The organism is Eudoraea sp. (assembly GCF_039969275.1).
GTDB lineage: Bacteria > Bacteroidota > Bacteroidia > Flavobacteriales > Flavobacteriaceae > Eudoraea.
This window is the reverse complement of sequence record NZ_JBDVOC010000007.1, coordinates 449959-471579: the sequence shown is the minus strand read 5'-3', so window position 1 is coordinate 471579 and position 21621 is coordinate 449959. Positions and strand designations below refer to the sequence as shown.

Genomic DNA, 21621 nt, shown 5'->3' with positions numbered 1-21621 from the left:
TGAAAAGGCAGGCTAGGTATTGTTATACTCATTCATGGTTATCTTTACCCCGGCAAGGACAAAAGATGCGATAAGTTCATTGGCTCTCTCCAGCCGTTCAGGCAGTGCAAGTTTTTCTTCATCATTCCATTTTCCAAGCACATAGTCTACTTGTCTTCCCTTATTAAATTCAGAACCAACTCCAATTCGCAATCGGTTGTAATTCACAGTTTGTAAGCTGTTTTGAATATCCTTAAGACCATTGTGGCCGCCATCACTTCCTTTAGTTTTTAGCCTTAGGGTCCCAAAGGGGAGGTTTAAATCATCGGTAATGACAAGGATATTTTCTAATGGAATTTTTTCTTTTTCCATCCAGTATTTTACAGATTTACCACTGAGGTTCATATAGGTAGATGGTTTTAAACATAAAACACTTCTGCCTTTTATCTTGAAGGAACCCAAATCTCCTAATTTCAGGGTCTCAAAGGAGAATTTTTGTTTTTCAGATAGCTTGTTAAGCACCTGAAAACCAATATTATGCCTGGTGTTGGCATATTCATTACCTATGTTTCCCAAGCCAATTAGCAGGTACTTTTTCATGGAATCTGTTTCTTCTAATAGTCGTTTTTCCTTCCCAAAAAGAAATTCAAAAAATCTTTTCATACCCTCAATTGGTTAAGGGTAAAAATACAAAAGCATCCCGAATCCTGATATATTTGGATGGGATGCTTAGTATGAATAGCTTTAGTTTATTTATTCAGCACCTTCTTTTGGGGCTTCTCCACCTTCAGCGCCAGTTTCTGTTGCACCTTCAACGCCTTCAGCACCTTCAGCACCTTCTTCTCCTTCTTCTAATCCTTCTTCATCTTCAACTTCATCTTCAATGGCTGCACGAGCAGTTTTAACCTGTACGACCACAGTAGAATCTGGTTGTAAAATTATAAAATCATCATTTAGTAAAGATTCTACCAGGATGTTATCTCCAATTTTTAAATCAGAAATATCTATATCAAAGAAATCGGGAAGATGGTCTGGTAAAGCTTTAATGGTTAGCTTCCTGTTTCTGAATAATAAACGCCCCCCATTTCTTACTCCCGGGGAACTACCATGTAAACGAACAGGAATTTCCATTGTAACCTCCTTGTCATCAAACAGTTGGTAAAAATCTACGTGTAGAATTCTATCAGTTACAGGATGAAACTGTATATCCTGCATTACTGCTTTTACTTTGTCACCTTTTTCCAAATCTACCTTTACAGTGTGGGCGTTTGGAGTGTACACTAATTTTTTGAATGCTAATTCATCCGCTGAAAAGTGTAATGGTTTTTCCCCTCCGTATACCACGCAAGGAACCTTTCCAGCATTACGTAGGGCCTTCGTTGCCTTTTTGCCCACGCTTTCTCTTTCTGATCCTTTGATTGTAATTGATTTCATTATCTAAGTTTAATTAATATTTACATTAAAAATTTGGACGAAATTGAGGTGTTATGATGAACTCTGTGCATAACGTCTGCAAACAGGTCGGCACAACTCAAAACTCTTATTTTTCCACTTTCTTTCTTGATAGGGATAGAATCTGTAACGATCAATTCTAACAATTGCGATTTTTCTATTTTTTCATAGGCATTACCTGATAACAAAGCATGTGTGGTTATAGCTCTTACACTTTTGGCGCCTCGTTCCATCATAAGATCGGCGGCTTTGGTTAATGTCCCGGCGGTATCCACCATGTCATCTACCAGTACTACATTTTTGTCCTGTACATCGCCAATAAGTTCCATATGCGATATTACGTTGGCTTTAGATCTTTGTTTATAACAGATCACCACATCAGATTGGAGTGCTTTGGAATAGGCATAGGCTCTTTTTGAGCCACCCATATCGGGAGAGGCGATGGTAAGGTTCTCTAAATTAAGTTCTTTAAGATACGGCAGGAATAATGTAGACGCAAACAAATGGTCTACTGGTTTTTCAAAGAACCCCTGTATCTGATCTGCATGCAGGTCCATAGTAACTATCCGTGTTGCCCCGGCAGCTTCTAACATCTTGGCTATTAGTTTAGCGGCGATAGGAACTCTTGGTTTATCCTTTCTGTCTTGTCTGGCCCAACCATAATAGGGAATTACAGCGGTAATATGCCTGGCCGATGCCCGCTTTGCAGCGTCTAACATTAGCAGCATTTCCATAAGATTTTCAGAACTTGGATTGGTAGAACCTATTACAAAAATTCTTGTCCCGCGAATAGACTCTTCAAACGAAGGTTGAAACTCCCCGTCGCTAAAATGAGAAAACAAAACCTTGCCTAAATCCGTGCCATAAGACTTGGCAATTTTTTTACCTAATTCCATACTCTGGGTGCAGGCAAAAATCTTCGGTTCTGGTACTTGATAAGCCATGGTTAATCTCTTGTTTACTAGTTTCTTAAAACCCCTGATTCTTAAGGAGGTGCAAATTTAAAAATTTATTTGGGTTGCTAAAGGATAAATGTGGGTTATTTTAGTTTTGTAAACGAAATTATTTTTTAGCTTTGCAGTCCGTTTGCCTCGGTGGAGCTCCGGATTGTTATCGGGATGGTAGACCTGCCTGACTACAGACGGGATCGCTGGGGTTGGTATTTGAAATCATGGTTTGGGTTTATATTATATCTGGTTTAAGTTATAACTATATTTATTTAGGAATCCACTAATGATTCATGCAATAGGATTTAAAGACACAATAATTGAGTGCCACATTTAAAATGCTCGAGTGGCGGAATTGGTAGACGCGCTGGATTCAAAATCCAGTGTCCTTGGACGTGTGGGTTCGATTCCCACCTCGAGTACATAAAGAGAAAGCCGAGATTTAGATTTCGGCTTTTTATTTTAGGTACAACAATCAATTAAATTTTAATGGTAATATTTAGTGAATGTGTTTGATGGCATTTATTGATAAAAACAATGCCCTTTTTTGGACGGGACTTGAACTTTAATTTCAACTCAGGGGAAGGCTATGGTGTCATAGGGTGTTATTTTAACTTTGGTGCAATTGGAGAGGTCTTTAGGTAATTGTTACCCACTCTATAGTTACCGAATTAACAATTAACAATGGGCAATGATCTGAAGTTATCCCAAGTCACAATAAAGACCATAAAATTGCAACCGCTCTTGTGTATCGTTCTCCTAAATAGTATTGCCCTCAGCTCAAGAATGACCGTCCCTGAGGTAGTACTGTCCCAATATCCATAACCTTACCTTACTTTAGCCAGTAACGATAACCAAGAGGTAATCTGGCTGAACAGTGTAAAATTTTCAATAACCCTTATTTGTCCATTAAAGCCCCATTTGTCCCTTTCTTTTGGGTTGTTGAGCATAGTTTTTAGCATGTTGGCCAAACTAGGTATATCAGTGGGGTCCTCATTAATTTTTCCGTTGATATTGTGCTGTACCTGAAACCGCAATCCTGCTGCGCCCGAGACCAAAACCGCTCGCTGTTTCCACATGGCTTCGGTGGCCGTTAATCCAAATCCCTCCTGGATGGAATTTTGGACAATGATATTCGAAAAGCGCTGCAAGGCGTTTACAATCAAGGCATTTTCTTTGGGATTGTCCAATGGAAGCAGCAGTATGGCAATATCTGCCTGTAGTTCGGGATCGATGGATCGGTACTGTTCAATCAATTCGTTCAGCACTTCCTCTCCTTCAGGATCGTCAGATACAAATGCGGGATCGGGTCCGCCCAAGATCAATCGGGTATATTTAATTCTTTTATAAGGGACACTGGAACTATCAGGGGAAGCTTCATTTTCCCTTTTCATCATAATAAAGGCATCCATAAGTTCCTTAAAACCTTTCAGCCTGTCCCAACGGGAGATTTCGGTAACAGTGGGTCTATAGAGAAGATCCAAATTACTATCGTGGTTAACCGTATTAAAGGTGCCATCTGGCATTACACGCCTTGCCTGATGTCCATAAAAACCGTAAAGCAAAGGTTCACGGCCATTAATGATGCCCGATTGCAATAAGATGCTGATACATTTATCCATATGTAATGTTCTGTTCTTATGGCTCAAGGGATCGATGGCAGGGGGTATAATGGCGGTTTTTTTCTTCAGTTCTTCAGGAACATAGGAGGGGAGACTGAAAACGAAGTGATCATAGGATTCAAAATACCTTGATAGAAATGACCACACTCCTTTGGTCGTTTCATTTTGCTCCTCCAAACCGATATGACATCGCCATACCATTTTTACATTTCTCTTTTTAGCTATCATTGCCGCGAGTGGCATAGGTTGTGGATCATGGATCACTACCAGGTCCCCATCCCGTATAGCAGCAACAGCTCGATCTGCGTTCTGGGTGTTTACCTGTTCAAAAACAGCACGATCTTCATCGGTAAATATGCCGTTACCACTGCCATGTATGGCATTGTGTATTCGTTTGGTAAGGTTAAAAAATGATTGATCCCTCGCCTCAATGACCATCCACTCTATTTTTACACCCAAAAATCGCATAATCCGCATTTGGCTGGGAAGCATCTCTGCCACTCCGCCACCTGTGGCCGTTGAATTGATCATCCATATGGTGCAGCCTTTAAGGTCCACAACGGATTGTTTTGTGGCCACTAAAAATTCGTCCACCAGATTATTTAGGCTACCATACGCTTTGTAGTCTTCAATTTTGGCGCCTTCCTTGATATTTATTTTTTTCATAAAATGTTGGTTTACTTTATCCCAAATGATTAATTGGATTTAAGATACTGATAAAGAAGGACAGTAAAATACAAAGGGAATGACAATGATTTTACTCATTTCACATTCCCTTTGCTATAGTATTTCAATATTGGCATTATCCAACAAATTAACAGGTTTGATTCTCAGCCTTTAACTTAATAAATGCACCCTGAATACTATAAAGGAAAGATATAAAAAATTTTAGATAAAAAAAGATTTTTCTGTTTTTAACAATTGTTATTCATGCCTTTTTTATTTCATATTTCATATTTCCTGCGTCTGGTTTAACCTCTACCGGGTGATTGTGTGAGTCCTCCAATTTAATGAGAGCAAATATTTCATTTGGGATAAGTCTTTCGAGATTTTCAATATACCCTCGACCATTTCTAATTACACCCTCTTGTGAGTAATCAATTATTGTATATTTATGTTTACTTCACATCCATATTTCAACTATTATGTTTTGAAATCAATTCACGATACTGTTCCGCTTCTTCTTTCGAATGATTCCCAAAATCATCTTTAATATCATGCGATAGGCTATTATTTTTTAGAAATGTAGAAATTCTTTCTAATTCTCCAGGGGAACCTTTTATCTCAATTCTTGCAAATTATCTCCTCATTTTCATGATTCCACTCCACCTCAACAAAGAACTTGCCAATAGCGTACAGAACGTACTTAGAATTACCTTATAAACGTGTAATATTACAAAGTAAAAAATAAATTAGAAGAGTGAAATATACGAAAATCAACGATTATTAATTACCATGTTTAATTTTTTCAAATCGCCATTCGCTTAACTGTTTTAATCTGTTCAATACATTCGAGGTTACACGGTCATGGATCGACTCCCATGTTCGGTTGATTAAATTCACTTTTGACCATTTTTCTTTGCCATAAAAGTTGAATCCGACCATCATGAACAACTGTGATTGTTCTGTTTCCTGTTGATCGGCGATCGAAGTTCGTACATAAAATGTGAAAATGCCAATTGGGTAGCCACCACTGCATTCATATAACAAAAAGCGGGCATTGTCCATTCCCATAGGATCAGGGATTTTTTTAATAACAATAGCGTTGGTCACGAATAATGGGACAAAACTCCATCCAAACAGGTTGAAGGAAAGATTTTCTAAGCTATTGTTTCTTTTTTCGACTTTTGCAATATAGTTTGGCCAGCATGTTGAATTGCCATCCCATTTGATTAATTCCTCGAAAATATATTTTGCCGGTGCGTTTACGCCTATTTTGTGAACGTTCAATATCTTATAAGCAGACACTTTAACTCCTAGTCGTTGTAAGATTCGATAACTGTAGTTTTCCCTCTCGGAAATTGTATCGAAATCAACCAAAGTGGGTATGTCTGGTTTATGTAATAGGAAGTATCTTATATCAGAAAGAATTGCTTTGCTTTTATTTGGAGGTTTTAACGGGGTCGATTGAATTCCTTCATTGCTGAATCGTGCATCCAAGGCTTTCTTTTTGTCGAAGATCTTTTTTTGGGATTCCCGTGTTAAGGCCTTTGCAAGAGCTTCGGTATAGCTTAGGGTTTGAAAAGGGATCAACTTTTTGATATCCGTGTTACCGCAAATTACATTATTAACGCAGCTTTCCATTAATGACCTGATTATATTGGGAGGTACCGGGGTAAACCAGCTTGTTATTTTGGAATAGATATTCATAGCGGAAAATCCTGAATTAATAAAGACCCTTTTCTTATTCAGAATCTTTGCCTGGGTTTTGATCATCATTCGGTAAGTAAGAATATCTTGACCGCCAATATCAAATGTTTTTCCTGTGGTTTCTTCTTTTTCAAGGCAACCCACCAAATATTTAATTACATCGCATATGGCAATCGGTTGACAATTTGAATTGGCCCAGGCAGGAAGTAAAAAAAATGGACAATTCCGAACCAGATGGTTAATGATTTTGTAAGAAGCGCTTCCCGAGCCAATGATGACCGCAGCTCTTAGAAAAGTAACCGGAGTTTTTCCCCTTTGAAGATATTTCGCCACTTCGAGCCTGCTGCTGAGGTGATCGGACAAAGTTGTTTGTTTATTTCCCAGGCTGCCTAGGTATATAATTCTTTTCAAATCGTTCTCTTCCGCGGCCTTCTGAAAATTTTTAGCAGCTAGGGCATCAATTTTTTTAAATTTATCGACCAAATGTAAAGAGTGGATGAAGTAATACGCACAATGAATTCCCTCCAAGGCTTTTTTTAATTGAGAATAATCAAGAACATCGGCGACAACAATCTCAACTGAGGGCCATCGCTCTTTGTATTCAAGTAAGAATGACCGGACTATTACCCTGACCTGATATCCCCTTGCGACTAATTCAGGAATAAGTTCCCCGCCAATATAACCGGTAGCCCCAGTGACCAGAATTTTGTTTTGGGTAGCAGTTTTGGTTGGTAAATTGTAGCAGAATCGCTCTAGATCGGCTTCCATATTGTATACCTGATATTTTAGATTCACATGGGATATTTCTTGTTCACCACTATGAATCATTGTTGGAATTGAAAATAACTTTCCATTAATTTATGCATAAGTATTCATTTTCATGGTATAAGAGATAACAATTGTGTATTGTGCATATGCAAAGCATCAGGAATGTCAGAGTTGACTAAAAGTCAAAATTATAGAATTAATAAGACCACTTTACTAAACTAATAAACATTCAAATCACGTTCAATAAATTGCAAAGTAATTCAGTCCCACCCGAGGTACAAGGTTGAAAGCTTAACAAGTTGATTATTTAACTGTTAAGCTTTTTGTATTTTGATCAAACCCTACTAATCCATTGACCCTTTGAAAGTGAGTAAAGCATCACTTTTGCTAAAAAGAGGTTCCTATAACAATATACCATCCAAATTGTGAATTAGGGTTGGCCCATGCAACATCAATACCCACACGGGTATTAAATGCTTTCTTCATCACATATCGCAACCCCGTTCCATAATTAGAAATCCACTGACTATGTGGAAAATCAGAGAATGAATCAAATGCTTTTCCTGCGCCTAAAAAAGCTACCACAGCCCAGTTTTTATAGAACAAAGCGCGCCATTGGGTTTCTACTTTAGTGGAGATATCTCCTTGATAATAAAGTGCTGGTACTCCTCTCAGCGCTACATAGGGTTTAAGATAAAATGGTGCGTCACCGCCAACTGTTTGATAATCTAAATGATAAATGGAATGAAGCCAACTATTAATAGGTAAATAGAATTTGTAAAATAAATTGAATGTTGCAAACTGTTCAGTAGAACCAAGCCATTTGGCATTATAATTTAATTCAAAACCACCATAATGACCTTTTGTCGGCGAAATAGTATTGTCACGATTGTCATAATGGGTCCGGAGCCCTAAGGCTGAAAATGTAATCGTTTTGTCAATGACTTTGCCTATTGAATCTAAGACAGGTTCGTCTGGATCAATAATATTTAAACTACTTTCTATACTTGAATAGCCATACTGAGGGCCAATAAAAACATTACTTTCTCCAATTCTAAAAAACACATGATTTGCTATGCCCCAACCATTTAGATTTACTTCAATAGGATTGTCAGAAAGATCAAGAGATCCTAATTCATAAAAATCAAGATTCACATTAAAAGACAAAATTGCTCCCGCATATCTTAACTTGTCATTATTCCAGGAATGGGTATGAGCTCCACCAGCGACCCAGGTTTTTTTGGTTGTTCCTCCTCCAAAAGCTGCCGTTATAGATGGCGGCGTATTTTCACGGGTTTCTTTCTTATTAGGGTGCATATAGGCAAGTGCCAGGACCAGTCCAAAACCAATATTTTGATCTGTTATAAAATAGGGAACTGGCAGGAAACTACCCTTTTTTGCATCTTTAATAGTGTCCCTATTTTTTGTTTGCTCATGAACACTGGTAGACGTAGACATTGTTAAATCGGAAGCAGGCGCTAGCTGGGCAGAGAGTGTTATATTTCCTATAAAAAAGAATATAATTAAGGTAACTTTAAATAATATGTATCTATACTTTTGCGTCCATATTATTTTCATTTTTCTAATTTACAATGAATTAAGCATCTCAGATTGCTACCCTGAATTTTATATGAGGTATTGCTACAAAATCATCTTCCGGGTTTAACGTTGGATTAAATACGAATTGTATACCTGGAGTTACCCATATATTACGAGTGAGCGATATCCTCCAATATGCCTCTATTCCCGTTTGATCACGCGCCTCCTCACCAAAGATCTCATCAATAGGATTCATGTAATAAAATCCGACACCCGTCTCTCCGTTAACGTTTAAAAGGTTTTTGTAAACTGCCCCAGCGGTCACTGTGTGATTCGATAATGTCCCAGTAACACCTCCTCCTTGAGCCGTATTGTATGTGTATTTTGCAAATCCAACCCAGTTACCCCATTGCTTTTCTCCAAGAATACTGAAACCTCCTCCTGCTTTGTTTGGCAGTGTTTCAGGAGATCTAGTGCTTCTCTCATCAGCGTAGAATACCAATAGACTCAAATGATCGTAATCATCTTTGCCTCGTACCCAGTTATAACCCACCTCACCTGCATAAAAAAACTCACCTCTTGAAACAGTGGACCAGTCAAAGCCTTGAAGATTCGGATCTCCATTCATATCATTCAATGTCCCAGAAATGTAGAGACCTGATCCCTTAGCAGGTAACCATTTAAAAGCAGCACCGAAGCCAAATGTCGGAGTGGGCATTGTTGGATGGAAAGCAAATGGGCCAGTCGTAAAGGAAACCCTTGAATCTTTGAAACGAAATGGATCGATTATCACAGTTGCAACTTGATTCCCGATTCGGAACATAACATCGCGTTCTCCTAAGCCGATCCATTGCTCCCAATACAGATTCTCAATGGCAAAATTCCAATTGGTAAATTCTACATTTGTGGTAATACCTCCGATATCTACAATTCCAAAGTTCGATGGAACCGCATTGTTTCCAAGCCCTCGACGATCAAACATACTGAAGACTAAACTTCCTTTATTTTTCTTATTTCTGTTGATTAAAGTCCATTTGATCATAAATCCTGTCCATTGACCAACAGCTTTGTCATATATTGCATCGGGAGCGACAGTGGAGGCCGCCTGAGTTAACAGTTGGTAACTAACTCCAAATTTTAACCCAGTCTTATTGTACACTTCATCCTTCCAATCAAAATAATTTTGGGGAACACCAATATCAAAAAGAAAGCCTGGTTTTGGGACAATATCATCAATTACTTGTTCCGGGTCCATTGGATTTATCCGATTTTGACGCTTTATTGTATCCTGTGCAATACTCCAGTTACTAAAAAAAAGAAAAATGGATATGGCGAGGCAAGCAATAATTAACTTTTGACTTATTATTTTATTTAGTTTTTCCATTTGAAATTTTATTTACCAATTTATCCCAACCGCTAACATGGCTGAAATCGCAACATCATTAAGGGTTATATCGACGAAAGTTCCGGGAGCAATAAAGAACATTTGCTTTTTTCCAATGAAGAATGTGTATTCGGTTCCCATACGAAAAAATCCTTCTGAATGATTCTCCTCACCAGCAATACCAAACCCAGAAAATACCGGCCACTTATTGGTTATGGAAAACGCCACAATTGCGGCAAGCTGGACACCCTCAAATTGGACAAAGTTCTTTTCCCAGTCAATGTCGAGTTGTAAGCCCAGTTCCCATTTAGGATTTAGTCTACGCAAGTAATCAAATCCTATATTTGAGAAGGATCCCCCATTAAAAACCTCACTAGCCCTGCCAATGCCAATAGTAAACGTATTCAGTGGCATTTTTTCTTGCGCCTGAATGATTTCGCTGCCAGTTTGGTTTTCTTGGGAAAGAGCTACTGATGCAATTAATGAAAAGAAAATAATTGCTAGAGTTCTAATCCCAAGCCAAAAATCACTAACCAACTTCAACTGTACCATCCTCACGGATTGCGATCGGATCGCCCATTTGAACTGCCTCAAGAAACTCGTCACCCAACATGTCGATCGTCACGATACGCTCATCCTTCCAGATATCCGCCATGAGTACGCCGGCAGCGGCCAGCGTGTCGATCGGCTTCGAAAACAGCAGAGCCTTGGGGCCGACGCCGATGGCCTTCATCCCCATCAGGCACATGCCTCCCATGGTTGATCCAACCGTGGTCGTGGTGCAAAGGATTGCTCCTGAAAGGTCTTTTTGATACAACTCCTTGTTGCTGGAATCAGTACAGGGTGCGGCATCAGTTCTCCCAGCAAACATGTTTTCCTGATACGAGCCACTTGTGTTGAACGCTTGCCTCGATACGGTTGCTTTGCCGCTGATCTGGCCCGGCAGGACCACCCGTCCTTTAAATGATTTCTTTGCCATGATTATCTATCTTTTATCTTGTGTTTATCTATCTTTTATCTTGTGTTCTTTCTCATTGCTCGCCGGTGAAACCAACCTTAATAGGGTACCTTTCCGGTCATCGCAATATTCACCAGATTTTCGTCGTCGTAAAGCCGTAATCTGGTGTAGAAGCGACCCTTGTTCGAGTTGGTTACACCTCGTTCGATATCCGCCATGCCCTTTAGTCCCTGGTACGCTGGCGTGCATATGTTCACGAAGTTAGCTCCTGCGCGCACCATATCCCTATACATGATAGGGTGCTGGTCCAGCAGTTTGTCCCTCACGACTACAGGCTGGGCCATGACAACCGGAATAGCGAACTTTTCCTTCCCAGAGGCTTTAAGCGCCTTGGTCAAATTCTCACTCCAAGTCACCATCTCAGTATATGTGTTGTGGGGGCAACCAATGTAGACTGCCGTAGGATCGCCATTCGGGTCTTTCCACAGATTCTGAAAACTGTCGCGAACCCGCTTGTACTCAGCATCGTCTATAACATAGGTCTGGTAGTCGTCAGCCATCAGGTCATCTTTATGGTCGATTGCCTCGGGAGTAACATTCTCCACGTGGTAGAGCCCAACGGCGCCACTTGAAGCGGTGGCAGAGCCAAATGCTTTCAACTTGCCCATTGCAACTTTGTCGGGCTTGCCGTCCTTCATGCCAATCCACTGGTCGATTCCGGTGATATAAGGAATCTGCTCAACTACTTTTGTGCCGACTGCTCCCCCAAGTGCGCCCCAATGTGGTTCCTTGGAGAGCTTTACTTCGATGTGCCACTTGGCCTTACGGCCTTCGTCGGTCAATACGCCAAACTCAGGTACCTTCCCTGCGATGGCGCATAACATCTCCATGCCGGTCGCCATGCGGTTTACACGCACACCAAGCACCGAGTTACCGTAGTTCACTGCCGAAGACTCGGCCCAGGTCACTGCTGTACCCGGTTCCGCGGTATTGCCTATCTCTGGAAGATAGCAGGCGCAGCTCCAATTATTAAGTGGGCGGGCACCTAAACGTGTATGTACCTGGATCAGACGGCCCTGTAGCGGGAAGCTTTCGAGCTCCATGGCTCTCTTGACCGGATCCTGCCCGACAGTATATAGATCGAGTGCCATTGGGTTAACCGTGTATGGCGCGAATGCTTTAAGGCCAGCATCTGCGATCTCCTCGAACATCTCGAGGACCGGTGCAACCCAGGGTCCCCCGGTATACAACGACGAGTGTGGCGCTCCTCCGCATTCAGCAAGTCTTTCAGCTCCAAATAGTTCGCCGTGCATGACGATCGTTTTAAGAACCTTTGCCATTACCTCCCCCTTACTGCCGTTCAGGATGTCTTGCTCCTCCTGAGTTAAGGTCATCTTGTGCGGATTTTCAGGGTTGTGTTCCTTTAAGCCGGTATCAGAACCCGTTCCGGTCAGATTATCCGCAATGGGATTACCCTCATAGTCGATACCGAATTGGTCGCAGTGCACGTGGTCATGTGCATTCAGGTTGTCTTTGTCTGGATTTGCGACACTAAAACTTTTTGCCTTCTGAACACTTGCGGTATCCTCCTCTGCACTCCAAGGCGAATTACAGGCGTAAGCCGTTCCCAGAGCGGCAACGGGTATGGTTTTTACAAAATCTCTACGTTTTAATTTCATGATGTATCTTTTGTTTCTGCCCGTGTGGGCATTTTGTTTTTATATTACTTGACTACCATTAGGGTGATCAAGTCCAAAAGTTTTTGATGCTTCTTTTGTATAGTATGACACCTTATACAATGCTAAAGCCAGCGTCGATCGAGTAGAACTGGCCGGTCTGGCCGGTGGCTGTGCCATCAATCAGAGTGGCCACGAAACTTGCCGCGTCCTCGGGCTGGACAAACCTCTGCATTGGGAACGTAGCCGCCACCTCCTTGGCCTTTTCCGGATCCTTGTCGGCACCCACCATGTGGAGGTAGCTTGGGTATTCCATGCCGGCCGTTCCGGTGGCGTTGACAGTGACTCCGTTCGGCGCGACCTCCAGTGCCGTGGCCCGAACGAGCGCGTTGGCGGCGGCGCGCGTCGCACAATAAAGCGCTACGAAGGGTTGTGGCCGCGTCGCGCCTGCGCTAGTGTTGATGACCACCTGCCCCGATTTTTGTGCGACCAATGGGGGGAGAACGGCCTGGAGCGCGTAGAACACGCTCTTAAGGTTTCCCTCGTACACAGTATCAAGGTCTTTTTCATCCCCTGTCAGGACACTGGCGTTGACATGGGTTCCGGTCCGTATGCAGGCGGAATTGAAGCCGCCGAAGACTTCCTGGGCACGATCTACCAACTTCTGGAAGGTTTCGGGCTTGGATTGATCCCCGGTGTCCGGTACCACCTCGACCTTCGCCCCGAGATTACGCAGTTCCTTGACTAACTCCATGTCCTGGGCATCGCCGAGGACCAGGTCGTGATTCCGACGCACCATTTCGCGAGCCAGGGCAGGCATCATATGGTTCCAGGAGTCGAAGAGAATGGTCACCCGTCGCTTGTCGGAACCGCTTGTCTGAGCGTTCATCGTCGAAGGTTGCATACCGAACGCCGTAGCCCCAGCGAGGCCTGCCAGTCCCATTGTTCCCTTCTGTAGAAAGTCTCGGCGCGAGTCCATAATCTTTAGCTGTTCTTTCTTCCCGTCTACGAATTTGTGTTTGTCCTTCTTATTATCCATAATTGCTATTATTTTAATAAATACTTAACTCATCGTGCTAGTGATTTTCTAGTGCTAATGTTTTCCAAAGTTCGAATAAATTTAGTGTTGAAAACAACCCTAAATAGTTGTAGAAAAGTTGTATTTAATTAATGAAACATAAACTTGTTAGACCTAAAAGATTTGTTTTTTTTAAAATTGGCTCATTGCTATGATTACACCTCAAACCGCAGGAGCAATAAAAGGATTGAAAAAAATATAGAATATGAATAAGTCAAGTAATCCTATGTGAAATACAACTTCTTTGGCATTATTTATAAATACGCTCTTTGGGTTTTGTTTATTCCTTATTATTTCAACAATTCATATGAATAGCTATCACTAGCTTTTCAACATTTTAACGGATAAAATTGTCATATTATAATCGTAAAGCATATTCAACAAACCCGAAAGAGCTGATTGATCATTAATCTTTCCTCTGAGCACGGATACTGGCTTTCCATTTAAAGATCTTTCAACACTGATTTTCAACCCTTGAAATTTTTCAATCCAATTTTCTTGTAACACCCCTTCCACTTTAATCTTATAGATAGCGGATTCTTGAAAACTAAACTCAGATTCGATTTTTGTAGCCATTTTCTACTTAGCCTTTATATATAAGTAAAACAACTTTTAACTATTTAGACAACAATTTTTTTACTGCCCAAGCATAAGCGCAATGCAATTGATTCCACGAGGCAGTAACAAATTTAGGATGGAAAGGTAGTTCCGTGCAATACCGGAAAGTTGTACAAAAGTTGTATTTTGAGGGCTAAGTTAAGTACCCATATTTTTTAAATGTAGGATATGTTAATATCACTATATAATACCTTCTTCTTTTGCCCTGTTAACAAGGCTAAGTCTGTTCTTTACATACAATTTCTGAAACATATTATTAATATGCTTCTTAATGGTCTCTTCAGAATTGAATAGTTTGTAAGCAATTTCCTGATTGGTCATTCCCAGTGCAACACATTTCAGTACATCAAATTCTTTTTTTGTGAATACATTTAACGCATCCTTCTGTTTACTCATGGATTTTTCAAAAGTTCGATTTTGTCTGACACTGCCCTTTTTAGCTGATTCATCATCCAAAAACTCCTTGTGAAATTTGTTATTTTTAAACCAATGGTCGGCTTTCAGCTGGAGGGTTTTAATTTCTTCCTGGCTGTAATACACGCTTAATTGATGCCTCAGTAGTATCTGAAAGAGAGGGTGATATCGATACCACTTGCCGTTAGTATCAAGGGGTGTTATAAATAAATTTAAATTTTTCAGCCACTCTATAAATTCTTTAGCTTCAATACCTAATTCATTCAACAGGTCTTCACAAAACTTGTCAAGTAATGACGATTTAACCATCGATTTTCTTAAGTTTTCGGGTAGTTGGGATAATACTTCTGAAATCAAATAATTAGAAATTAATTTCAACCCACCATCAAGTTTATTCAATACCTTATTAATATCTTCAGAACTCTTTATTGTCATAGACACTAAGCGAATGGCAATTATCCATCCTTCTGTTTTTTTGTGCAGGTTCTGAACTTGTGAATCACTTAGCTCAATATCAGTAGATTGATTAAAAAACATCGCAATCTCATGATTAGTAAAACTAAGATCAGACATCCTTATTTCGGTGATCTGACCCTTCAGACGCAATGTTTCAAGGTTTAAAGCAGGATCACGACGAGTTATAAGTGTAAGGTGTACACAGGGCGGTGGATATAGTAACCATTCATCCAAAAACCTAAGAATGTTTTTATCATTTATGTTGTGAAAGTCATCCAAAACCAAAATAAGATTCTGATCTATATTACAAAGCTCATTGAAAAGTAACAATGTCAGTTCTTTGAAAGTGGGAAGGGGATCATTTTTGATTACCTTTTCTGATTTTGACATAGACCCCGGATGTATTTGATTCAGCGCAGTAACCATGTAAATTAGAAATACCCGCAGGTCATTATGTTCATCACAAAGTGACACCCATGCATGGAATCTTTGTGTTTGCTCTAACCATAAGCTAATAGTTGTACTCTTACCAAATCCAGCTCCGGCGGAGACCAAGGTGAGAGGTCTATTGATGTTTTGTTCCAGCTCCTCCGTTATTCTGTTACGGGATAAATAATAATCCATAATTGGAGGAGGTACTAACTTTGATCTCAAAACGCTGTACTCAGGGAGATTTTCATCTTTATCCAGCGCAGTCCGTGTAACGCCCGAACTTAGGAAAATATCTCCTTGGGAAACTTTTTCAATGGCCCTGATCAAATCTTCCGGGATATCATCTTTTAAAAGATACCCAAGCGCTCCCCCATCCAACATTTTTTTTACAAAATTATGGCCTGAATGAATCGAAAGTGCGATAATTTTTATATCCGGCTTCTCTTCCAAAATTTTTTGAGTAGCAATAATTCCAGAAACCTTTGGCATAGTGATATCCATGATAATGACATCCGGGCTTTTCTCAAGGGCCATTCTTATGGCTTCTTCACCATCACAAGCTTCACCCATGATTTCAATGGTCTTCTCATCTTCAAGAATAGATCTAATACCAGCACGGGTAAAAGGATGATCATCCACAATCAATATTTTAAGCTTCATATTTTTGAATCATTAATCGGAATTACTAATTTAATATTTGAACCTTTACCAATAATTGAATTTACCACCAAAGATCCATCCAGATCATTTAATCGTTCATAGATACTAAACAATCCGTAAGAATCACTTGTCAATCTTAATCGATCCGGGTTGTAATCGAATCCTCTTCCATTATCCCTAACAGTAATTTCAAGTGATCCATTATTTATACAAAAATTCACATCCAGCTTGGTAGCCTGGGCATGTTTCACCACATTATGCATCAATTCACAAATGCTTCTGAAAAGCAAATAGCGAGTGTTTACGTCAATGGGTAGATTCTTAGCTTCACCTGAAATACTGGCAGCGACGCCATGTTTAAACTCAATCTGTTCTTTCATCCAATCTTGTACTGCCGAATATAATCCGATCTCATTTAACTGAGGAGGACTCAGGTTAAAAATAGCATCACGTGTAGCCTGGATGGCGCGACGTAGCGCCTGAGAAATATTTTCAATCCTATCAATAATTTCAGGATCTTCTTCTACCTTATTAATCCTTGACAGCTGTATTCGAATGGAGGCCAATAGTTGTCCCACATGATCATGCAGGTCCACAGCAACCTGTTTTCTTATTACTTCTTCAGTAATGGTTATTTTCTGAGCCAGATCTTTTAGCCGTCGCTGATATTTGAGAACTTTCTCCTCTGCCAGCTTCTGTTCCGTGATATCTCTGAAAATACTCTCAACACCCAAAGGTTCACCTTTGCTGTTATAATACATTTTGGCATTAGTAGATACGGTTATTATATTTCCATCTTTTTTGACAACATCTATTTCAAAATTTTCAACTTTTTTAGTTTTTTGGAGTTGGTTAACCATTTCAATTCTTTGTTTTGGATCTGCATAAAAGTCTGTGAAACTTTTACCCATGATCTCCTTTGATTTATAGCCCAATACTTGGTAGATAGAAGGTGAGACCATCAAGCATTTTCCATCATTGTCAGAACGGGTGAATACATCTGTCATGGACTCAAAAACCTCCCTGAATTTCTCCTCGCTCCGTTCCAGTTCGAGATAAACTCGTGCATTGCCTAAAGCCAAGGCCATTTCCGACGAGAGAAGTATGAGCAGATCCACACGTTCTTTGGTGAAAGCACCCGTCATCAGGTTATTTTCCAGATACAATATGCCGCTTATTTGATCTTGATTTATAAGAGGTATACAAAGGATTGACTTGGACTGTCGGTGTTGAATAATGTCATCACCAGTGAAGTTTCCCTCATTTGCTGCGTCCACAAGAACGATTGTTTCATGAGTGCGAGCCACGTAATTGATGATGCCGGCAGACACCGTTTCATTCGCTTCAATACGGATTGCCTGCAACACCTGCACTTTGCTTTGATCCACATCCGCGATGGCCTCAATGATCCACTCATCTCCTCGCGCCAATATCAAAAATCCATTTTGTGCTCCGGCATTTTCAATGACAATGCGCATCATCTTTGCCAGCAGTTTGTCCAGCACCATTTCTCCGGCAATGGCGTGTGAGGCTTTGATCACTGTGTTTAAATCCAATTGTGTTTGTTGCTGTGCACCGGAAATTGGGGAGGGTCTGGAAGTGAACAAACTGGGATCCTGTTTTTCAAGGTGCTTGACTAGTGCAAGAGCGCCCCATTCTTTGTAAGCTTCGTGAGCTTTGAATTTATAGATTTTAAAAAATTCTTCAAATCCGTATTGTTTGTAATATTTGGCGGCCAAGTCATAACACAGCGCTAAATCCTGTTTGAAACCGTTCTTCTTTGCCGCTTTGATGGCCTTCTCGTACAACGATGGGGCCGTTTCGGGACTTTGTATCCTGGCTTGTTCGGCCCTCGCTAATTGGAGCATGTGTTCAAAATTAAATGGAGCAATCCCGGCCCATTCTGTTAACAGTTCCATGTTCCTATTAATACGTTCCGTTAACAACTCCTTTTGTTTTTCATCTGTAGTTTCGGACAGCCTCAAGCAAGCTAGAGTATCGTAAAAGTAAAAAGGTGGGGTAGGATAACATGCGTAAAGAGATGATTCACATTTATGTGCTTTGTTTCCAATTTCGAATGCCTCAGCGTAGCGACCAAAATGGATAGAAATAGTTTGTAGTGCCTGATAATCATAAAAGAGATGAATGTCATCCTGGCTTTCTCCCATACCTTTTGCTACTTCTTGTTTAAGCCTCCAATATTTTTCAGGGCAATATGAAGATATTGAAGAATCCCTCAGGTAATTGGAGAGAGCAATTATCATACAATTGGTAAAAAAACAATTGAACAACGAATGCTTTTTCAGGAATGGAGTGTAATTTTGTGTTACTTCAATTACATTCTCCAGATTTTTGCCTGAACAGAACAAACTCATTGTACCCTTGGCTATGGAATAACTTGCGTATTCTAAGTTCCCCTGATCCACGCCAACTTGAAAGCAGTGGAAAAGATTTTCAATATTTCTATTCAGAGGTTTTAGGTATTGAAAAATATATCCGTAAGTGATGACTTTTACAGGACATTCTAGTTGGTAGTTTGAAAATTTATCCGCCATACTGATTGCAACCTGACCGGCAAGATACCCCGTCTTAAATTGACGAATGGCTAGATTGGAAAGTATCATGGAACAGTAAGCATAAGCTAGTGCTGAGTCTGAAGTGTTCCCGTTATGCACCAGGATATCAATGCTAACGCAAACAGAAAGGACCAAGAGGTTCTGGTTCGAGAAGTAATTTGGAGTTAGGAGGCTGTTTATTATATGTACTTGGTATTCTAATTTTGGCTCAACCAGTTTCGGAAGATTAATCAGCTTGTCAGCAGTTTGCATGCCTAATAATTCAATCGTCTCCGCCAGTGCCAAAGAAACCTCTTCCTTAGATACTAAGGTGTTTAAATCCAGACCAAGCTCCCTCAAATATTTCAAACCAATATTGATTGCATTCTCATGGTTCATCTGGGTAGTTTCATGTGCAATTTTGATGTCGATCACCTTTATTTTTTCACCTATGGTCCTGGCATTGTTCAAGACAGCATCACCCCACTCTTTCATTATGTCATAGTCACCAGATAAAGAGGCCACTTCAGCAGCTTCTGTGAAAAGATCGAGACTCAAATCGTAATTGTTATCCCATGCATTTTCGCCTAGAAGTTCAATGCCTAAACCGAAATACTCCAAGGCTGACTCATAGGCTGTAGACAACTTGGCTCTATTACCCGCAATTAAATTTAGCTCAGCCAGTTGAGTTCGTTCCGAAGAACTCGTAAACAACACGGCCCCGAGATTCAACTGGTTGACAATATCGAAGATCCTGTCTTCCCTTTCGTCTTCTGGAATTCGTTCCAGCAATATGCGCCCGATCTCAAGGTGGGTCTTATTTTTAACTTCTTCAGCAATCAGGGAGTAAGCCACTTGTTGGATACGGTCATGGGCGAATTTGTATTTACCGTTTAAGGGAAGAATAACCTCCTCCTGCAATACCATTTTAAGAATGGCATCTATTTCATTACGCTTCTTCTGTGTAATGAGAGACAGGGTTTCGATGTCAAACTGATTTCCAATACAGGCGGCCAATTTCAAAACCTCCCGGGTTGCGATTGGAAGTTTCCTCATTCTTCTTGAAATCAATTCAACTACGTTCTGGCTGATTTCCAATGCCTTTATAGTTTCAATATCCCAGTTCCAGTGCCCGGCGGCATCAAAAGTGAGCAGGTTTTCATCATTAAGGGTATGCAGGATTTGATGTGTAAAAAAAGCGTTCCCTGCCGTTTTGGAATAGAAGAGTTCGGCAATTGGGTGGGTGTCATCGCGAGATGACTGGAGCGTGTCAGCAATCAGAGCGTTGACATCGTTTATCTCAAGGTTTTGCAGTGTAATCTGTGTCATGGCGACCTGATTGTCTTTCAAGCTTTTCAAGAAAACGATTAATGGATGCGCTTCGTCAACCTCGTTATCCCGGTATGCGCCTATATACTGTACGTGGCTCAGGTCGGGATCGGTGACCAGTACCTGCAGGAGTTTAAGTGAGGCGGAATCGATCCAGTGAAAATCGTCAAGGAAGATAACCAGCGGATGTTCCTTGTCTGCCACAACTTTAATGAAATTCTGAAATACAGAATTGAAACGATTCTGCCCTTCCGCGCCGTCAAGGGCGGGAACATCTGGCTGATGGCCGATGATGAGTACCAGGTTCTGGATAATGTCGGTTAACACCTTTCCGTTAGGGCCCACTGCCTCCAGTATTCGAGTTTTCCAATCTGCCAGTCTGTCATCGCTTTCCATTAACAGGATATTCACCAGTACGCTGAAGGCCTGTTGCCAGGCAAAGTAGGGAATGTTGCGCTGGTACTGGTCGAACTTACCTTCAATGAAATATCCTCGCTTCGCGGCGATCGGTTTTTGAACTTCTTTAACCAGTGCGCTTTTACCGACCCCAGAATAACCAGCCACAATGATCAGCTCTTTACCATTTGTAGATATGCGCTCAAATGAATCCAACAAGGTTTTTAATTCATTCTCCCTGCCATACAATTTTTGTGGAATTCGAAATATACCCCTAAGATCCGATTTCCCTAATTTAAAAGGCTTGATCGATCCGTTCTGCTTCCACTGCTGGGCGCATAGTTCCAGATCATGTTGTAGTCCGTAGGCCGATTGGTAACGGTCATCGGGATTTTTCTGTAGTAATCGAAGGATGATGTTCGATATTTGTTCAGGAACCTCAACTCTCTTAGCGTGAGGCTCGGGAGGTATGCCGGCGATATGGAGGTGAATCATTTCCATGGTATCATCCGCAACAAAAGGCGGCTCCCCGACCAGAATCTCAAAGAATACTATGCCCAGAGAATATAGATCGGTGCGATAATCGACCTGTAGGTTCATGCGCCCGGTCTGCTCGGGTGATATATATGGCAAGCATGCTTTATTTGATAATGGTTTTTCATCTCTATTAGAAAAATCAACTAATTCGGCCTTCAGGTATTTCTGATCCCAATTAATATTTTCCGGGCAAATAGCTCCATGGATTTGCTCTTCCTTATGAGTTTTAACCAAACTTGCAGAAACAGAAATTGCAAAATCTATAAACTCCTTTATTGGCATTGGAATGCCAACTTTAAAATTTTTGAGTTTAGTTTGTAATATTATATTGCTCATATAAAATAGTTGACCTTTATTGGCTCTTAATCTATCTCAACATAATATGGAGTATTAGTTGTATTCACCCTATTTCTTCACTACAACATCGATAGGGATAAAATCCGACTTTCCC

14 protein-coding genes and 1 tRNA gene are annotated in these 21621 nt (G+C 40.6%); 1 reads left to right on the top strand and 14 read right to left on the bottom strand.

What is annotated here, in order from left to right:
• Positions 1–12 precede the first annotated feature (12 nt).
• The 3 genes from pth to ABJH90_RS06655 all read right to left on the bottom strand — a co-directional run bounded on the left by pth (position 13) and on the right by ABJH90_RS06655 (position 2375).
• Entirely contained in the window at positions 13–642 is a 630-nt protein-coding gene (gene pth / locus ABJH90_RS06665) for an aminoacyl-tRNA hydrolase (protein ID WP_348137759.1), read from the bottom strand.
• A gap of 90 nt (positions 643–732) precedes the next feature.
• Positions 733–1413 carry a 50S ribosomal protein L25/general stress protein Ctc gene (locus ABJH90_RS06660; RefSeq protein ID WP_348137757.1) on the bottom strand — a complete coding sequence of 227 codons (681 nt, stop codon included), beginning with the start codon at positions 1411–1413 and terminating at the stop codon, positions 733–735.
• 20 nt (positions 1414–1433) lie between these two features.
• On the bottom strand, positions 1434–2375 hold the full coding sequence (locus ABJH90_RS06655; protein ID WP_348137755.1) for a ribose-phosphate pyrophosphokinase: 942 nt from the start codon (positions 2373–2375) through the stop codon (positions 1434–1436).
• A gap of 343 nt (positions 2376–2718) precedes the next feature.
• On the opposite strand from ABJH90_RS06655, the gene ABJH90_RS06650 reads away from it, so the two are divergent.
• A tRNA-Leu gene (locus ABJH90_RS06650) sits at positions 2719–2800 on the top strand.
• Positions 2801–3205: 405 nt separating this feature from the next.
• Here the strand turns inward: ABJH90_RS06650 and ABJH90_RS06645 are convergent.
• From ABJH90_RS06645 to ABJH90_RS06595, 11 genes are all read right to left on the bottom strand, one after another.
• A complete protein-coding gene (locus tag ABJH90_RS06645; protein ID WP_348137753.1) occupies positions 3206–4666 on the bottom strand; it encodes a glycosyltransferase in 1461 nt (486 codons plus the stop codon).
• A gap of 780 nt (positions 4667–5446) precedes the next feature.
• Positions 5447–7165: an NAD(P)H-binding protein gene (locus ABJH90_RS06640; protein WP_348137751.1), complete on the bottom strand. Its 1719-nt coding sequence runs from the start codon at positions 7163–7165 to the stop codon at positions 5447–5449.
• A 360-nt stretch (positions 7166–7525) separates the two neighbouring features.
• Positions 7526–8716 (bottom strand): BamA/TamA family outer membrane protein, encoded by a 1191-nt coding sequence (locus ABJH90_RS06635; RefSeq protein WP_348137749.1) that lies wholly within the window; start codon positions 8714–8716, stop codon positions 7526–7528.
• A 28-nt stretch (positions 8717–8744) separates the two neighbouring features.
• Entirely contained in the window at positions 8745–10061 is a 1317-nt protein-coding gene (locus tag ABJH90_RS06630) for a carbohydrate porin (RefSeq protein WP_348137747.1), read from the bottom strand.
• Positions 10062–10073: 12 nt separating this feature from the next.
• The gene (locus ABJH90_RS06625) at positions 10074–10613 is read right to left on the bottom strand and encodes a hypothetical protein (RefSeq protein ID WP_348137745.1); all 540 of its coding nucleotides are present in this window, start codon (positions 10611–10613) and stop codon (positions 10074–10076) included.
• The gene (locus ABJH90_RS06620; protein WP_348137743.1) at positions 10591–11040 is read right to left on the bottom strand and encodes a DUF126 domain-containing protein; all 450 of its coding nucleotides are present in this window, start codon (positions 11038–11040) and stop codon (positions 10591–10593) included. Before ABJH90_RS06620 ends, ABJH90_RS06625 begins: the two co-directional genes overlap by 23 nt.
• A 77-nt stretch (positions 11041–11117) precedes the next feature.
• A complete protein-coding gene (locus tag ABJH90_RS06615; RefSeq protein ID WP_348137741.1) occupies positions 11118–12698 on the bottom strand; it encodes an aconitase X in 1581 nt (526 codons plus the stop codon).
• Between the two features lie 112 nt (positions 12699–12810).
• Positions 12811–13734, bottom strand: a complete 924-nt coding sequence (locus ABJH90_RS06610) for an SDR family oxidoreductase (RefSeq protein WP_348137739.1) — start codon at positions 13732–13734, stop codon at positions 12811–12813.
• A 360-nt stretch (positions 13735–14094) separates the two neighbouring features.
• A complete protein-coding gene (locus tag ABJH90_RS06605; protein WP_348137737.1) occupies positions 14095–14349 on the bottom strand; it encodes a hypothetical protein in 255 nt (84 codons plus the stop codon).
• A gap of 222 nt (positions 14350–14571) precedes the next feature.
• Positions 14572–16353, bottom strand: a complete 1782-nt coding sequence (locus ABJH90_RS06600) for a response regulator (protein WP_348137735.1) — start codon at positions 16351–16353, stop codon at positions 14572–14574.
• Positions 16350–21506, bottom strand: a complete 5157-nt coding sequence (locus ABJH90_RS06595) for an AAA family ATPase (RefSeq protein WP_348137733.1) — start codon at positions 21504–21506, stop codon at positions 16350–16352. The genes ABJH90_RS06600 and ABJH90_RS06595 overlap by 4 nt, the downstream gene beginning before the upstream one ends.
• Positions 21507–21621: the final 115 nt, after the last annotated feature.

Coding starts and splice junctions, on each gene's coding strand:
- ABJH90_RS06605 (WP_348137737.1), bottom strand. CDS start 14,349: ATGGCTACAAAAATCGAATCTGAGTTTAGTTTTCAAGAATCCGCTATC.
- ABJH90_RS06630 (WP_348137747.1), bottom strand. CDS start 10,061: ATGGAAAAACTAAATAAAATAATAAGTCAAAAGTTAATTATTGCTTGC.
- pth (WP_348137759.1), bottom strand. CDS start 642: ATGAAAAGATTTTTTGAATTTCTTTTTGGGAAGGAAAAACGACTATTA.
- ABJH90_RS06610 (WP_348137739.1), bottom strand. CDS start 13,734: ATGGATAATAAGAAGGACAAACACAAATTCGTAGACGGGAAGAAAGAA.
- ABJH90_RS06635 (WP_348137749.1), bottom strand. CDS start 8,716: ATGAAAATAATATGGACGCAAAAGTATAGATACATATTATTTAAAGTT.
- ABJH90_RS06620 (WP_348137743.1), bottom strand. CDS start 11,040: ATGGCAAAGAAATCATTTAAAGGACGGGTGGTCCTGCCGGGCCAGATC.
- ABJH90_RS06600 (WP_348137735.1), bottom strand. CDS start 16,353: ATGAAGCTTAAAATATTGATTGTGGATGATCATCCTTTTACCCGTGCT.
- ABJH90_RS06595 (WP_348137733.1), bottom strand. CDS start 21,506: ATGAGCAATATAATATTACAAACTAAACTCAAAAATTTTAAAGTTGGC.
- ABJH90_RS06645 (WP_348137753.1), bottom strand. CDS start 4,666: ATGAAAAAAATAAATATCAAGGAAGGCGCCAAAATTGAAGACTACAAA.
- ABJH90_RS06655 (WP_348137755.1), bottom strand. CDS start 2,375: ATGGCTTATCAAGTACCAGAACCGAAGATTTTTGCCTGCACCCAGAGT.
- ABJH90_RS06615 (WP_348137741.1), bottom strand. CDS start 12,698: ATGAAATTAAAACGTAGAGATTTTGTAAAAACCATACCCGTTGCCGCT.
- ABJH90_RS06625 (WP_348137745.1), bottom strand. CDS start 10,613: ATGGTACAGTTGAAGTTGGTTAGTGATTTTTGGCTTGGGATTAGAACT.
- ABJH90_RS06660 (WP_348137757.1), bottom strand. CDS start 1,413: ATGAAATCAATTACAATCAAAGGATCAGAAAGAGAAAGCGTGGGCAAA.